Here is a 16,207-nt window from a genome sequence, read left to right as displayed (position 1 = left end):
AACTGTCCCGCTGCTCCCGCAGGAGTCTTCGCGCCAACACTCCAATCAAATGTCATTCTAGATTTAATCTGGAAGTAAAATCTGGTGAACAAATGTTACATGTGCTATCTAGAACAGCTTCACCTCTGATACGTTTCGTACAATGGATTCTACAGTAGGCAGTTGATTTTCATTCCAGGCACTTCGCTTTCCACGGGCGGGGGTGAGCCTCATCAATGCTAACGCTCCTGCAGGGTCTCACCTGTCCAGCTGTTCCCGCAGGAGTCTTCGTGCCAACACTCCCATCAACTATCTTACTAAAGTTAATCTGGACGTGGAATCCAGCCTCCAAAAGGAAAACGTGCTTATCCCAAAAAACTAATCCGAGAAATCAGGAAAAGAAGGGAGTTCCACGATTTGAGGTTATGAGCTACTTTGATAAGCAGAATAATTTTCATGAAATGTGTTCAAAAAAGTTGGGAATGAAATGATTCCTGAGTCTGTGAGTAAATGATTAGTATCAGCTTGGAAGTTAGGTTTGAGAATAAATAATCAGGCGAATTCTCATATGGATATAGTGATAAATGAATAAATAATAAAATATAGACAAAGCAGGAATTACTTTCTTTATCCCGAATAATTAAAACAAGTGGAGAAAAGTGGGGGAATGTGGTACATTGATTTTAGAAAGTGGGGGTAATAGGTATGTTCATGGGCGAGTACCATCATAACATTGATAGCAAAGGCCGTCTTATCGTTCCCGTGAAATTTAGGGAAAGTCTCGGCGAAGAATTCGTCTTGACACGTGGTCTTGATCGATGTTTATTTGGTTATCCGCTTGATGAATGGAAACTGCTTGAAGAAAAACTGAAAGCATTACCCTTAACTAAAAAAGATGCCCGTTCTTTTACCCGATTTTTCTTTTCGGGAGCGACAGAATGTGAAGTGGATAAACAAGGAAGAATAAATATCCCTTCACCGCTCACTTCATATGGACAACTAGAAAAAGAATGTGTCATTCTTGGAGTTTCCAATCGAATTGAGATTTGGAGCAAGTCCCTTTGGGAAGACTATTTTTCAACCTCAGAAGATTCGTTCGCTGAAATCGCCGAAAACATGATTGGTTTCGATATTTAGATTGGCGGCAGAATCAACATCATTAATCGATTGGAAGGATGTATTACATGTTTCAGCATACAACTGTATTACTTAAAGAAACTGTTGACGGATTGGATATCAAGCCGGATGGGATATATGTAGATTGCACGCTTGGAGGCGCTGGGCATAGTGAATATTTATTGTCACAGCTTACAGACGGGCGGCTATTTGCTTTTGATCAGGATGAAACAGCTATAAAGCATGCGAAAGAAAAATTAAGCCGTTATAGCGGCCAAGTAACGTTCATTCAGAATAATTTCAAAAACATTGAAGAAGAACTTCACAGCCGTGGGATTGAACAAGTTGATGGAATTTTATATGATCTCGGTGTTTCTTCTCCGCAATTAGATACACCAGAGCGCGGTTTCAGCTATAACTATGATGCTCCTCTTGATATGCGTATGAATCAAGATGCACAAATTTCAGCTTACGATGTAGTTAACGACTGGTCATTCCAGGATCTTTGGCGCATATTCACCCGATATGGTGAAGAGAAATTTTCTAAACAAATAGCCCGAAAAATTGAAGCGGCTAGAGAGATCAAACCCATTGAAACGACTTTTGAACTTGTAGAATTAATTAAAGATGGTATTCCAGCTCCTGCGAGACGAAAGGGCGGACATCCAGCTAAGCGAATTTTCCAAGCAATCCGTATTGCCGTCAACGATGAATTAGGTGTATTCGAGGATTCACTTAAGCAGGCTATTTCTCTATTGAAGCCTGGTGGAAGAATTTCAGTTATTACGTTTCATTCTTTAGAAGATCGGATTTGTAAAAGTGTGTTTAAACAACATAGTGATCTTCCAGAATTACCTCCCGGATTACCAATCATTCCTGAAGAATTCAAACCACTCTTAAAATTAGTGGTGAGAAAGCCGATTCTTCCATCAGAGGAAGAACTGGAAAACAATAATCGATCCAGATCGGCCAAGCTTAGAATTGCCGAAAAAAATAAATAAAATTATCGTAATTTAGGGGGAATAATCATGAGCTCGAGTGCAAAAAAAATACAGGAACAGCAGGAGATACAGCAGCAGTCCGTTCAAACAGTTGTAATTCGTAAAGCTAAAATCTCGTTCGGTGAAGTAATGCTGCTTTGTATTCTTGCTGCTGCTATTGCCTTTATGAGTGTAAAGGTTGTCTCAAATCAAGCGGCAATCTACCATACAAATAAAGATATTCAACTTGCGGAAGCCTCGATTGAAGAACAAACAAAAATTAATAATGATTTAAAAATTACGGTGGACGAGCTTAGTACATACGAGCGAATTTGGCAAAAGGCCGAAGAGATGGGCTTTACACTAAATGAGAAAAACGTAAAGGGTGTTCAGGAATAATGCAAAAGCAAAAAAATATGAAATACGGGGCAGTGGGATTGTTTTTACTATTCGTGCTGCTCTTTTTTGCTTTAGTCTCCCGTTTTTTATACATTGAAGTAACAGGTCAAGCAGGCGGTGAGGTATTGGCTGCCAAAATGGAGAAGAAGTATGAAAAAAAACGGACTATTGAAGCACAGCGAGGCAGTATTGTAGACCGTAATGGTGAGGTAATTGCAGAAGATACAGCATCTTACTCACTGATCGCGATTCTTGATAAAGATGCATCCCATGTTGAAGACCCGGAAAAAACGGCTGCAGAGCTTTCCAAGTATATTGATTTAACTGAAGAAGAAATTTATAAAATTTTAACAAAGAAAACGGCAAGCGGGACTCCCTATCAAGTTGAATTTGGAACTGCAGGTCGTGATCTTTCCAATTCGGTTAAGTTAAAAATCGAAAAATTGAAGCTGCCAGGAATTACATTCATTCGAGACAGTAAACGCTTTTACCCGAATGGTGTATTTTCTTCCCATTTAATCGGTTATGTAGAAAAAGATCCTGATACAAACGAAACCGTGGGTAAACTCGGTATTGAAAAATATCTAAATGAAGAGATGACAGAAACAAATGGTGAAGTGAAGTTTGAAAGCGACCGTTGGGGATTGTTATTACCAAACAGTAAGGAAAGTGTAACAGCACCGAAAAACGGCAGCAAGGTTTCTTTAACACTAGATAAGAAAATCCAGACTTTCCTTGAAGATTCCATGAGTAAAGTTCAAGAGGAGTATAATCCTTCTGAAATTATTGCAATTGTTTCAAACCCAAAAACAGGTGAAATACTAGCTATGGGTCAGCGGCCGACATTTCATCCTAAAACAAAGGAAGGGTTAACGGATACTTGGCATAACCTTGCGATAGAGGAGTCATTTGAGCCGGGGTCTACGATGAAAGCATTTACCTTAGCAGCGGCTGTCGAAGAGGGAGCCTTTAATCCAAATGATACCTTTGTTACTGGTTCATATAAGGTCCCAGGCACTACAGCGATTAAAGATCACAGCGGAATTCCAGCTGGGAAGAGAATTACTTTCTTAGATGGTATTCAACGCTCATCTAATGTAGGGATTGCTACGATTGCTATGGATAAATTAGGTGCTGACAAGTATAGAGAATACCTAACAAAATTTGGTTTTGAAAAACCAACTGGAATTGATCTGCCTTTTGAAACTGCAGGAATCATCCAGTATAAATATAAACGTGATAAAGCTTCGACAGCAATGGGGCAGGCAACAGCCATAACACCGGTTCAGCAGATACAAGCAGCGTCTGCGATTGCTAATGACGGCAAGATGATGAAGCCGTATGTGATCAAAGAAATTACGGATGGCAATACGGGCAAAAACACCAAAACTACAAAGCCGTCAGCTGCCGGTCAACCAATATCTGCTGAAACAGCGAAAAAGGTTCGTGAATATTTAGGAACTGTTATTACTGGCAAACATGCAACAGGAAAAAAATACAAAATTGATGGATACGAAGTGGCCGGAAAAACAGGGACCGCCCAATATAGTGAAGGCGGTAAAATTGTTCGAGGAGCATCGGATTATATTTATTCCTTTATTGGAATGGCTCCGAAAGATGATCCGGAACTAGTCATATATGTAGCAGTCAAACAACCACAGCTTAAAGAAGGGAAAGCTGGGGCAGATGCCTTATCAGCTATCTTTAACCCTGTGATGAAAAATAGTCTGCAATATTTAAACATTAAGCCTACAAACATCAAAAGTCAGGACGCTGGAAAACTTGAAGATTATAAAGGTCAACATGTATCAACTGTTGCTGCTAGTTTAAAAAAGGCTGGAAATGAGCCGGTACTATTAGGCAAAGGTACGACAATTGTTGAACAATCTCCAAAGGCAGGCACCACTTTACTTGAAGGTGAGAAAGTGATTCTCCGAACAGATGGAAACATGATAGCACCTGATATGACAGGATGGTCATTAAGAGATGTGATGAAGTTTGCCAATCTTGCAGGATTGCAGCTTAACACAGCTGGCAGCGGGTATGTGAGTAAACAAAATCTTAAAGTAGGAAAAGTTATAAAAAAAGGTGAGTATTGCATCGTCGAATTGAAGCATCCTTCTCAATTGACAAAGCAGTCAAAGAAACAGTCTGAGGAAAAGGCTGAAGATGAAGTTTCGGATTAACGTTCTAAGTTTTTTGAGGCTGTCGAGAAATCGACAGCCTATTTTGTTTTTTATAGGAAAACTCGGAACCAGTACTTGATAACGACCTTTCTATAATTTGTACTTTTTTATTCTATGGAAACATATATATGTACAAGCATAAAGGGAGGTGCTCGGTTTTGCGTGTTTCTAATGTTACGGTAAGGAAACGGCTTGCATTTGTGCTGGTCGCGGGATTAGTAATTTTCTTGATTATTGATATCCGGCTGGGGGTCGTTCAATTTTACCTGGGAAATAAGTTAACGGGATTGGCAAAAGATTCATGGAGCCGTGATATTCCATTTGAGCCAAAGCGAGGAGAAATCTTGGATAAGAACGGGGTTAAGCTTGCAACTAATATATCGGCCCCTACTGTATACGTCATTCCAAGACAAGTGGTAAATGCGGGAGAAACAGCAGAAAAACTGGCAACTATTCTAGATATGTCAAAAGAAAAGGCATACAAATGGATTACAAAGAAGGAAATGAGTGTCCGTCTTCCTGAAGGTCGAAAAATTTCCCATGAAAAAGCAAAAGAAATAAAGGCTCTCGGGTTAAAGGGGGTTTATATTGCAGAAGATTCCAAACGTCATTATCCGTTTGGTGAATACTTGTCACATGTCCTGGGATTTGCCGGTTCAGATAATCAAGGTCTAATGGGGATTGAATTATCGTATGATAAAGAATTGAGCGGACAGCGAGGATATGTGAAATTTTATTCCGATGCAAAGGGAAGCAGGATGGAAAACATTGCAGATGATTATAAAGCACCTGTAGATGGGGATCAATTAAAATTAACGATAGACAGTAAGATTCAAACAATCGTAGAACGTGAATTGGATAATGCAGAGGCGCAGTATAATCCAGATGGTGTTATAGCCATTGCCATGAATCCTAATAATGGTGAAGTTTTGGCTATGTCCAGCCGGCCAACCTTTGACCCTGCTAAATTCCAAGATGTTCCACCGGAAGTGTATAATCGAAATTTGCCGGTTTGGAGCGGTTACGAGCCTGGTTCAACATTCAAAATTATTACACTAGCCGCAGCGCTTGAAGAAAAGAAAGTTAATCTTCTTCATGATCATTTCTATGATTCCGGCCATGTGAAGGTAGCTGGAGCCACTCTTCATTGTTGGAAAAGCGGGGGACATGGCTCGCAAACCTTCTTAGAGGTTGTTGAAAATTCATGCAATCCAGGCTTTGTTGAACTTGGTACCCGGCTTGGTAAAGATAAACTCTTTCAATATATCAGTGATTTTGGTTTTGGGAAGAAAACAGGAATAGATCTGCAAGGTGAAGGAACGGGAATCATGTTTAATATGGATAAAGTAGGTCCTGTTGAACAAGCAACCACTTCATTTGGGCAAGGTGTGTCGGTTACACCTATTCAACAGGTTGCAGCTGTATCAGCAGCGGTAAATGGGGGAATTCTTTATACGCCATATATTGCTAGTGAACTTGTTGATTCACAATCGGGTGAAACGATTATGAAAAAGACCCCTGAAGCGAAACGAAGAGTTATTTCAGAGGAAACATCTAAGCAAGTTCGAAATGCACTTGAATCCGTTGTTGCTAAAGGAAGCGGGAAGGGAGCGTTTGTAGAATCCTATCGTGTCGGCGGTAAAACGGGTACTGCGCAAAAGGCGGAAAATGGACGTTATTTAGAAAATAATCATATCGTCTCATTTATTGGATTCGCTCCTGCCGATAAGCCAGAACTTGTAGTCTATATTGCGGTGGATAATCCAAAAGACACTGTGCAATTTGGAGGAGTAGTTGCTGCACCTATCGTTGGTAATATCATGGAGGATGCTTTACGGGCAATGGGAGTTAAGCCCCGCAAGGATCAAATCGAAAAAGAAAAGAATTGGCTCGACCCAGTCATGATTGAAGTGCCGGATGTTGTAGGTATGACGATTAAAGATCTTCAAACTCAACAGGTGGAACTGAAAATTGACGTAGCAGGCGAAGGTGAAAAAGTGGTAAAACAATCACCTGAAGCCGGAGTTAAGGTGAAAGAAGGCTCAACAATAAGATTATATCTTGGCGAAAGCCAAGAATAAGTATAAAATAGGATTTGAGTTAAAGCGGCTGGAGAAATCAGCCGCTTTCTTTACGGAGCTGGACCGAGCTTGGCTTTTTTTGGTATTAGTCTCTTTTCTCGACAGAATGAATATGGTCCTTTATAATGAATGACTCAAAATAGGTTTAAGAGGGAAGGAAAAAATGATGAAGCTTCAAACGTTATTAGCACATTTAAAAACACAATCATTGTTTGAAGGGGGAAACCCCGAAATTACCTCGATTGAACATGATAATCGTAAAGTCAGTCAGGGAAGTTTATTTGTTTGTGTGAAAGGATATACAGTAGATGGTCATGATTTTGCTCAAGCTGCTGTAGAACAAGGGGCACAGGCAGTTCTTGCAGAAAGGAATTTAGATCTTACGGTTCCCGTGATTGTTGTTCGAGACACACAACGTGCGATGGCGGTTCTTGCTGACGCTTTTTATGATCATCCAACGCAAGGGTTACGTTTAATCGGGATTACTGGCACAAATGGCAAGACAACGACAAGTCATATCCTGGAAAAGATCTTTAATGATCAAAAGCAGAAAACTGGATTAATCGGTACGATGTATACAAAAATTGCTGATGAAATTCTAGAAACAAAAAATACGACTCCAGATAGTATTACACTGCAGCAGCATTTCAATAAAATGGTTAAGGCAGATGTTGAGACAGCGATTATGGAGGTATCCTCACATGCCTTGGAACTTGGCCGCGTCCATGGCTGCGATTATGATATCGCTGTTTTTACGAATCTAACTCAAGATCATCTGGACTTTCATAAAACGATGGAACGTTATAAATTTGCAAAATCGCTGTTATTCTCCCAGCTAGGTAATGCCTATTTACCCGGTCGTCCAAAATTTGCTGTTTTAAATGCGGATGACGAAGCGACCGAGGACTTTATTAAAGTCACCGCTGCAAACGTATTTACATATGGAATTGAGCATGCGGCTGACTTGACAGCGAAGGATATCGTCATCACTTCGAAGGGGACAGAATTGACACTTGTTTACCAGAATACAACGAAGTCAATGAAACTTCAGTTGGTTGGGAAATTTAGTGTTTATAATGTCTTAGCCTCAATGGGAGCTGCTTTGTGTTCAGGAATAGATCTTGACCAAATTATTGCTTCAATTGAAGCGGTAGAAGGAGTTTCTGGTCGATTCGAACTGGTGCAAGGCAATCAGGATTATCTGGTAATTGTGGATTATGCGCATACTCCAGACAGTCTGGAAAACGTTTTAAAAACGGTAGGAGAGTTTGCCAAAAAGAAAATTTTTGTGATTGCAGGCTGCGGAGGCGATCGAGATAAAACAAAACGGCCACTTATGGCACAAATAGCGTGTGAATATGCTACTGACGCTATCTTTACCTCAGACAATCCAAGAAGTGAAGATCCTAATCAGATTTTAGCCGATATGGAAGAAGGGGTTACAGATAAATTGTATCAAGTAATTCCAGACAGAAAAAAAGCGATTGAGTATGCCGTTTCTAAGGCTTCAGCTGGGGATGTGGTCGTGATTGCTGGTAAGGGCCATGAAACATATCAAATCGTCGGCAGTGAAGTCCTTGATTTTGATGATCGTGCAGTGGCCAAGGAATTGATCGAGAAGTATCGTACAGAAAAGCCATAAAATACGATCGCGGCTGAAAAAAGTCTTCTAAATATAAAACTATAACATATGATGAAATGAAAAAAATGGTAACAAACAAATGCATTTGTGTGCCAGGAATGAGGGAACAAGGTCATGCTAGAACAGGTTATTTTTTACACAATATTGACAGGGTTTTTAATCACAGTTTTACTTTCTCCGATCTTTATCCCATTTTTAAGAAGACTTAAATTTGGTCAGAGTATACGTGTTGAGGGACCAAAATCACATCAAAAAAAATCAGGAACGCCAACAATGGGCGGCCTTGTTATTCTTTTGTCGGTTACATTGGCGACCTTGATTATGACGTATAAGTTTTCTGAGCCTTCTGTTGAGGTCTATTTATTATTATTTGTCATGCTTGGCTTTGGATTACTCGGATTTTTAGATGACTTTATTAAAGTAGTAATGAAACGAAATTTAGGATTAACGTCCATACAAAAGCTGATTGGTCAAATTGTTATTTCCGTTATTTTTTATTTTATTTATCGGACCAGCGAAACATTTAATTCAGCGATATCTATTCCAGGAACAGATATTGCCTTTGATACCGGATGGTTTTATATGATTATTGTTATTTTTTGGCTGGTTGGATTCTCAAATGCAGTTAACTTAACCGACGGACTTGATGGACTAGTTTCAGGTACATCTGCTATTGCGTTTGGTGCGTTCGCGGTTCTGGCTTGGAACCTTTCTCAATATGACGTAGCCATTTTTTCTGTTGCTGTAGTTGGCTCTGTTCTTGGTTTCTTAGTATTTAATGCACATCCAGCAAAAGTATTTATGGGTGACACTGGATCTTTAGCTCTTGGTGGTGCTATTGCAACGATTGCACTCCTCACTAAGACAGAGCTGGTTCTAATTATTATCGGCGGTGTGTTTGTAATAGAAACACTTTCTGTTATTCTGCAGGTAGCTTCATTTAAAACTAGAGGAAAACGGATATTTAAAATGAGCCCGCTGCACCATCATTATGAATTAACTGGATGGTCAGAATGGAGAGTGGTTACAACATTTTGGAGTGTTGGTTTACTATTAGCCGTATTAGGAATTTACTTAGAGGTGTGGGTATAAATGAAAGAGACAACAAATTATTTACGAAAGAAAATTCTTGTATTAGGTTTAGCTAAAAGCGGGGTTACCGCTGCATCCTTATTGCATAAGTTAGGTGCATTTGTGACGGTAAATGATATGAAACCTCTTTCAGAAAACCCGGAGGCACAGGAACTGCTTGAACAGGGAATTAAAGTAGTATGTGGCAGCCATCCAATTGAGCTTTTGGATGAAGGCTTTGAACTAATTGTTAAAAATCCAGGTATCCCATATAGGAATCCTTTGATAAAAGGAGCAATTGATAAAGGTATTCCTGTTATTACAGAAGTTGAACTAGCGTATCAGGTCAGTAAAGCTCCGTTTGTGGGGATTACAGGTACAAACGGGAAGACGACGACGACAACCTTAATCTTTGAAATGTTAGAAAGAGGCGGCAAGCGTCCCCTGATTGCAGGAAATATAGGGACTGTAGCATCAGGTGTTGCTGAGAAAGCTGAAGAAGATGACAACATAGTCATAGAATTATCTTCCTTCCAGTTAATGGGTATCGACGAATTTAAACCAGAAATAGCGATTGTCACAAATATTTATGATGCTCATTTGGACTACCATAGTTCAAAACAGGAGTATATTGATGCGAAAGCCGCAATTACGGCTAATCAGTCGAAATCAGATTACTTTATTTACAATGCAGATCAAGAAGAAACAAGACAGATGGCTGCAGAAACGCTCGCTGAACTAGTACCTTTTTCTACAAATACGAAACATGAAAATGGAGCGTACATAGAAGCTGAAGCAGTATATTTCCGCGGAGAGAAAATTGTAGACCTTTCAGCAATTGTTCTGCCTGGACAGCATAATCAGGAAAACATCTTAGCAGCTGTTGCGGCCGCTAAGTTGAAAGGAACATCCAATGAAGTGATACAAGAGGTTTTGGCGACGTTTCATGGTGTTCAGCACCGACTGCAATATGTGACTGCAATAAATGAACGCAGATTTTACAATGATTCTAAGGCTACTAATATTCTGGCAGCCAGCAAAGCGCTCTCTGCTTTCTCAGAACCAGTCATCTTGCTAGCGGGAGGCTTGGACCGCGGCAATGAGTTTGATGAACTGAAGCCCTATCTAGGGCATGTTAAAGCGGTGATTACGTTTGGCGAAACAGCAGAAAAAATTGAACGTGTTGCGAGAGAAGCAGGAATAACAATCATTAAACGTGTCGATAATGTAGAAAAGGCCGTGCCAGAAGCATTTGGCATCTCGGCCGAAGGTGATTGTATTCTGCTTTCTCCGGCATGTGCCAGCTGGGACCAATATAAAAGTTTTGAGGTACGTGGTGACATGTTTGTGGAAGCAGTGCATAAACTGAAATAAGGGCTGTCCTTCAAAATGGACGTAATAAAAGCAGCAGCTAAGAAAAAAAGCGATAAAAATAGTTTTATCGCTTTTTTCTTTGGATATGCTTTTGTGATCCCATAACGGACACTCTAATATCTTCCATGAGGTGTTTCGTTTTGCCATTAAAAAAATCCAATCCCGATTTAGTATTAATTATCGTTACTCTAAGTCTTTTGGCCATCGGTTTAATTATGGTATACAGCGCGAGCGCCATTTGGGCCACCTATAAATTTGATGGTGATTCCTTTTATTTTGTTAAAAGGCAGATGCTGTTCGCGTTTGTTGGAGTCATCGCAATGTTTTTTATTATGAATGTTGATTATTGGACCTGGAGAACATGGTCTAAGGTGATTATTATCGTGTGTTTTGTACTCTTGGTTATTGTTTTAGTACCAGGAATAGGTATGGCTAGGAATGGTTCGCGAAGCTGGATTGGAGTTGGAGCCTTTAGCATCCAGCCTTCAGAATTTATGAAACTGGCTATGATTGCTTTTCTGGCAAAGTTTCTGTCTGAACGGCAAAAGCTCATCACGTCATTTAAAAAAGGTCTGCTCCCTTCGCTTGGAATGGTCTTTTTAGCTTTTGGATTAATTATGCTCCAGCCGGACCTTGGTACAGGCACGGTTATGATTGGGACATGTATTGTCATGATATTTATTTCGGGAGCAAGGGTCAGTCATTTCGTTCTATTAGGTCTAATTGGTGTGGCAGGGTTTGTCGGACTTATACTATCCGCTCCCTATCGAATGAAACGGATTACCTCATTCCTTGATCCTTGGGAAGATCCGCTTGGGAGCGGCTTTCAAATTATCCAGTCACTTTACGCAATTGGACCAGGCGGACTGTTCGGTCTTGGGTTAGGCCAAAGTCGTCAAAAGTTTTTCTATCTCCCAGAACCACAGACCGATTTTATATTTGCGATATTGTCTGAGGAACTTGGTTTTATTGGCGGATCATTGGTCATTCTATTATTTGCACTGTTATTATGGCGGGGAATCAGGATTGCACTCGGTGCACCAGATTTATATGGAAGTTTGATTGCAGTTGGGATTATTGCGATGGTTGCCATTCAAGTCATGATTAATATTGGCGTAGTCATTGGATTGATGCCGGTAACAGGAATCACCCTTCCATTTTTAAGTTATGGAGGATCATCCCTAACACTTATGTTAATTGCCATCGGTGTCTTGTTAAATATCAGTAGATATTCTAGATATTAAAAAAGAGGGAGACTCAATTTTTTCTTGAGTCTCCCTCTTTTTTGTTTTATGTGGGCAATTGATTTCCGTTTCAGGCTCTTCGCTTTCCGCGGGCGGGCGGCGAGCCGTATCAATGCTAACGTTCCTGCGGGGTCTCACCTGTCCCGCTGTTTCCGCAGGAGTCTACGCGCCTTCCACTACAATCAACAGTCTTTCTAAACGTAAACTGGATGTAAAATTCGGACTGTTTAAAAATAGATTCACATACACACTTTGAGGCGATAATAGAGCGCCATTTTAAAGATACAGACCTATTTGATCGGACAAATCAGAACGAAACATATCTCCACTTGGATCTATTCGTACGAATAAGCATAAATTTGAAAAGAACTCATTCCAAACCCCATATTTGCAGCCTTTTTAAAAAAAAGTGTAATAAGCTGGCTGGTAAACCGATAATAAGCATGAAGCCGAAAGGCAGACGACAGATTGTTATAGGGTTCGGCAAAGATGAATAAAACAAGAACGCTTACATTGATTGTACACAATTGAAAGGAAATATTTCGTGCTGATGCTTAGATTCTTTCGTGATTTTTGCGATGGAAATGTTGGCATTAAAGGGCTGTTTAGACTATAGTAGAAGAGGGTAAAACCAGACAGTGCAATACTTTATCTTTACTCAACCAGTAGTTAATTCATCTTAGAAATCTTGTTTTGAAATGTCAATCAGCGTGTCATGAATTATCCTGGGCATTTTCCTTTTAACAGAACTGAACTCGTCCTAAACCATATAAAGGTTTAGTAAAAAATAGTAAAATTACTTGTATCTGATTAAGGAATTGTAGCGTATGACGGATTTGAAAGCGCAGAGGATGTTATGACCTTAATTCAGCCGTAAGGTATGCAGCTGGAGTCAGAAGTTGATTATTGGCTGTTAATGAGTTAAACCGGTGAACAGGCCTGCGGTTGGACTGTTGCTGCTTCAGTACCATCAGGCCCGTACGCTTCATTTATTCGGGAAGAGGTGTACAAATTGGAGAACGGAAAGATTGTCTCAATAGAGGACCGCATCCCAAAACTGAAAGAAGTAAGGAAAAGAAAGGCTAATCGACGCTTAACAATGTTACTCTTGGTGTTTTTTATTCTGATTGCTTGTATCCTATATTTCCTTTCGCCTTTAAGTCATATTCGATCAGTTGAGGTCGAAGGAAATCGGTATCTCTCATCCGCTCAAATTAGTAAAGCAAGTAAGCTGAGTAAGGACGCAAGCGTTTGGAACGTGGACAAAAAAGAAACGATTGCTAATGTAAAGACACTGCCGGAAATTAAAAGTGTAAAAGTGAAGGTTAAATTGCCGAACACAATCGTTATAGATGTAAAAGAACATAATCGTATGGCTTATTTAGTAAAAGCTGATCGGTTTTATCCAATTATGGAGAATGGGAAAATTCTGGATAAACTCCATAAAGGAGAGATTCCCGTTTATGCTCCTGTATTGCTTGGCTATCAAGAAGGGGAAGCATTAAATCTGCTTCTAGAACAATTAAAAGCTTTGCCGGAAGCCGTTCTTAATTCTATTTCTGAAATCTATTCTGAGCCTACCAAAACTGATAAATACCATGTAACTATGTTTATGAATGATGGATTCGAGGTTAGTGCCACAACAAGAACACTGTCAGAAAAGCTCGTTCATTATCCTTCAATCGTTGGTCAGCTTGATCCCGATGTAAAAGGGGTGATCGACCTCGAAGTCGGGTCGTTTTTTAAAGCATACGAGCCTGTAGAGGATAAAAAAGAAAAAGACACGAAGCAATAAATTATCAACTGAAAATCGGCTGGAAAAACGAACTATTTATCCATAATCGATATTTTTCTTTGACATCTTTTTCAATAGTATCTAGAGTAGTGTCTGAGGTTATCAGCAGGATTTATCTGCATTTTTATTTCAATTTCCGATATTTAGAGTTTAGGAGAACATAAGCCGGCTTGAGCCGGCAGTCAAATAAAGCAATTTTTTACATCTCTGCCTAAACTTTAGCTTTGCTAGGTGTCTTTCTTGGTGTAGACTTATATTTAACTTGCATTTTGGGATTTGATGACAGTTAAAGTCGTTACATAACAGAAAGCTGACTAATCATTTGGAAATAAACCAAAAAAATATTTAAAATTTAAAGGAAATTAGAAATGAATGGCGAATTGAGTAAAGAAGTATACCGCTTATATAATAAACGTATGACCAAATATATGTGAAGCTTGTATAAATCGGCCTTTCCTTGCCTCTTGTTAAATTAGTTTGCCAATAAAGTTTATGTGGGTACATTAGTATTAATAGAATAATCGTTCAACCAGGTAAGAGTGTTAATTTTGAAGGAGGTGCCATGGAGTGAACAGCAATGAAATATACGTAAGTCTTGACATCGGTACATCCAGTGTGAAAGTAATCATTGGGGAAATGGTCAACGAAACACTAAATATAATCGGTGTAGGAAACGTTAAATCGGATGGGTTAAAAAAAGGTTCGATTGTCGATATAGATGAAACTGTCCAATCCATTCAACGTGCAGTGGAACAGGCAGAGAGAATGATTGGAATGGAAATAAGCAAAGTGGTCGTCGGTATCAGCGGAAATCACGTCACGCTTCAGCCATGCCATGGTGTAGTAGCTGTATCGAGCGAAAATAAAGAAATCACACAAAATGATGTGCAGCGTGTACGTGAAGCAGCAGAGCTCATTACCATTCCGTCCGATCGGGAAATCATTGATGTGCTTCCTATCTATTATAAAGTGGATGAATTAGATGAAATCAATGATCCAAGAGGCATGATTGGTGTCCGTCTCGAAATGAGAGGAATCTTAATCACCGGTTTACGCACGATCTTACATAATACATTACGCTGTGTAGAAAAAGCAGGTCTTGAAATTACTGATATAGCGCTGCAGCCGCTGGCTGCCGGATCGTTGGTATTATCAAAAGATGAGAAAGAACTAGGGGTAGCGCTTCTGGATATTGGCGGAGGTTCAACTACACTTGCTGTTTTTGAACAAGGATATTTAAAACATTCCTTAGTTATACCAATCGGTGGTGAAACACTGACGAAGGATTTATCAATTGTTCTGCGTACTTCAACTGATGAAGCAGAGAAAATTAAAATTAAGCATGGTCATGCTTTTTATGATGATGCTTCTGAAGAAGATGTATTTAATATTCCAATTATCGGGAGTGACCAACAGCAGCCGTGCAACCAGCTGATGCTCTCCGATATTATTGAAGCGAGAATGACCGAGATATTTGAAATGGTCTTGGACGAGCTGCATAGACTCGGTTTCGAGGATATTCCAGGTGGTTTTGTTCTTACCGGTGGAGTAGTTAAAATGCCGGGTGTTTTAGAGCTTGCCCAGTATGTGTTCCAAAATAGAGTAAGAGCAGCAGAACCGAATTATATCGGAGTTCGTGAACCACAATACACTACAGCTGTAGGTCTAATTAAGCATGCTTGCAAAAAAGCAAGAGCAGTGAACAGTCATACAAAAACCCCAGTAGCTGCAGGTTCTGTTAAAGAAAAAAATGAGCAGCGCTCAACACAAAAACAAAATCAACAAGTAAAAGAACGTTCAGAGAAAAAACCGGTGGAAAAAGGTGAATCCAAATTCAAAAAAATCATGGGTTACTTTTTTGAATAGATACGAAAATTGGATTACTGCCAAATAGGAGGATTAACATGTTAGAGTTTGATTCTAATTTAGATTCATTAGCAACTATAAAAGTAATAGGGGTTGGCGGCGGAGGAAACAACGCGGTAAACCGAATGATTGAACATGGTGTTCAGGGAGTAGAGTTTATTTCTGTTAACACTGATGCTCAAGCACTTAATCTATCAAAAGCTGAAATTAAGATGCAAATAGGCGGCAAGCTGACTCGTGGATTAGGAGCAGGTGCAAATCCGGAAGTTGGGAAAAAGGCTGCAGAAGAAAGCAAAGAACAAATTGAAGAGGCTTTAAGAGGGTCGGATATGGTATTCGTTACTGCAGGTATGGGGGGCGGAACCGGAACAGGTGCTGCACCTGTCATTGCACAGATTGCTAAAGAAATCGGTGCTTTAACTGTTGGTGTGGTTACTAAACCTTTTGCTTTTGAAGGTAAAAAACGTATGGAAA

At 39.7% G+C, this 16,207-nt stretch carries 13 protein-coding genes; 12 read left to right on the top strand and 1 reads right to left on the bottom strand.

Features of this window, described 5'->3' with window-relative positions; translation table 11 throughout:
* Window positions 1–684 precede the first annotated feature (684 nt).
* From mraZ to spoVE, 9 genes are all read left to right on the top strand, one after another.
* Window positions 685–1,116, top strand: coding sequence for a division/cell wall cluster transcriptional repressor MraZ (gene mraZ / locus AC52RT_RS17475; RefSeq protein WP_495541927.1), 432 nt, complete (start codon window positions 685–687; stop codon window positions 1,114–1,116).
* Window positions 1,117–1,163: 47 nt separating this feature from the next.
* On the top strand, window positions 1,164–2,096 hold the full coding sequence (rsmH, locus tag AC52RT_RS17470) for a 16S rRNA (cytosine(1402)-N(4))-methyltransferase RsmH (protein WP_495541926.1): 933 nt from the start codon (window positions 1,164–1,166) through the stop codon (window positions 2,094–2,096).
* Window positions 2,097–2,123: 27 nt separating this feature from the next.
* A complete protein-coding gene (gene ftsL / locus AC52RT_RS17465) occupies window positions 2,124–2,474 on the top strand; it encodes a cell division protein FtsL (protein ID WP_495541925.1) in 351 nt (116 codons plus the stop codon).
* Complete coding sequence (locus AC52RT_RS17460) at window positions 2,474–4,660, top strand: penicillin-binding protein (RefSeq protein ID WP_495541924.1); 2,187 nt, start codon at window positions 2,474–2,476, stop codon at window positions 4,658–4,660. The genes ftsL and AC52RT_RS17460 overlap by 1 nt, the downstream gene beginning before the upstream one ends.
* A gap of 158 nt (window positions 4,661–4,818) precedes the next feature.
* Window positions 4,819–6,741 (top strand): stage V sporulation protein D, encoded by a 1,923-nt coding sequence (locus AC52RT_RS17455; RefSeq protein WP_495541923.1) that lies wholly within the window; start codon window positions 4,819–4,821, stop codon window positions 6,739–6,741.
* A 166-nt stretch (window positions 6,742–6,907) separates the two neighbouring features.
* A complete protein-coding gene (locus AC52RT_RS17450; protein WP_495541928.1) occupies window positions 6,908–8,383 on the top strand; it encodes a UDP-N-acetylmuramoyl-L-alanyl-D-glutamate--2,6-diaminopimelate ligase in 1,476 nt (491 codons plus the stop codon).
* 114 nt (window positions 8,384–8,497) lie between these two features.
* Entirely contained in the window at window positions 8,498–9,475 is a 978-nt protein-coding gene (gene mraY, locus AC52RT_RS17445; RefSeq protein ID WP_495541922.1) for a phospho-N-acetylmuramoyl-pentapeptide-transferase, read from the top strand.
* The gene (gene murD, locus AC52RT_RS17440; protein WP_495541921.1) at window positions 9,476–10,828 is read left to right on the top strand and encodes a UDP-N-acetylmuramoyl-L-alanine--D-glutamate ligase; all 1,353 of its coding nucleotides are present in this window, start codon (window positions 9,476–9,478) and stop codon (window positions 10,826–10,828) included.
* Between the two features lie 140 nt (window positions 10,829–10,968).
* Window positions 10,969–12,072, top strand: a complete 1,104-nt coding sequence (gene spoVE / locus AC52RT_RS17435) for a stage V sporulation protein E (RefSeq protein WP_495541920.1) — start codon at window positions 10,969–10,971, stop codon at window positions 12,070–12,072.
* A gap of 854 nt (window positions 12,073–12,926) precedes the next feature.
* Here the strand turns inward: spoVE and AC52RT_RS17430 are convergent.
* Entirely contained in the window at window positions 12,927–13,061 is a 135-nt protein-coding gene (locus AC52RT_RS17430; RefSeq protein ID WP_495541919.1) for a hypothetical protein, read from the bottom strand.
* A 14-nt stretch (window positions 13,062–13,075) separates the two neighbouring features.
* On the opposite strand from AC52RT_RS17430, the gene AC52RT_RS17425 reads away from it, so the two are divergent.
* The 3 genes from AC52RT_RS17425 to AC52RT_RS17415 all read left to right on the top strand — a co-directional run.
* On the top strand, window positions 13,076–13,867 hold the full coding sequence (locus AC52RT_RS17425) for a cell division protein FtsQ/DivIB (protein ID WP_495541918.1): 792 nt from the start codon (window positions 13,076–13,078) through the stop codon (window positions 13,865–13,867).
* 567 nt (window positions 13,868–14,434) lie between these two features.
* Complete coding sequence (gene ftsA / locus AC52RT_RS17420) at window positions 14,435–15,733, top strand: cell division protein FtsA (protein ID WP_495541917.1); 1,299 nt, start codon at window positions 14,435–14,437, stop codon at window positions 15,731–15,733.
* A gap of 38 nt (window positions 15,734–15,771) precedes the next feature.
* A partial coding sequence (locus AC52RT_RS17415) for a cell division protein FtsZ (protein WP_495541916.1) occupies window positions 15,772–16,207 on the top strand: 436 nt, incomplete at its 3' end.

The sequence above is a fragment of the Peribacillus sp. genome, assembly GCF_059453735.1.
This window is presented reverse-complemented; position numbering and strand designations above follow the sequence as displayed.

Coding starts and splice junctions, on each gene's coding strand:
- rsmH (WP_495541926.1), top strand. CDS start 1,164: ATGTTTCAGCATACAACTGTATTACTTAAAGAAACTGTTGACGGATTG.
- AC52RT_RS17430 (WP_495541919.1), bottom strand. CDS start 13,061: ATGAAGCGTACGGGCCTGATGGTACTGAAGCAGCAACAGTCCAACCGC.
- AC52RT_RS17460 (WP_495541924.1), top strand. CDS start 2,474: ATGCAAAAGCAAAAAAATATGAAATACGGGGCAGTGGGATTGTTTTTA.
- ftsL (WP_495541925.1), top strand. CDS start 2,124: ATGAGCTCGAGTGCAAAAAAAATACAGGAACAGCAGGAGATACAGCAG.
- AC52RT_RS17450 (WP_495541928.1), top strand. CDS start 6,908: ATGAAGCTTCAAACGTTATTAGCACATTTAAAAACACAATCATTGTTT.
- murD (WP_495541921.1), top strand. CDS start 9,476: ATGAAAGAGACAACAAATTATTTACGAAAGAAAATTCTTGTATTAGGT.
- mraZ (WP_495541927.1), top strand. CDS start 685: ATGTTCATGGGCGAGTACCATCATAACATTGATAGCAAAGGCCGTCTT.
- mraY (WP_495541922.1), top strand. CDS start 8,498: ATGCTAGAACAGGTTATTTTTTACACAATATTGACAGGGTTTTTAATC.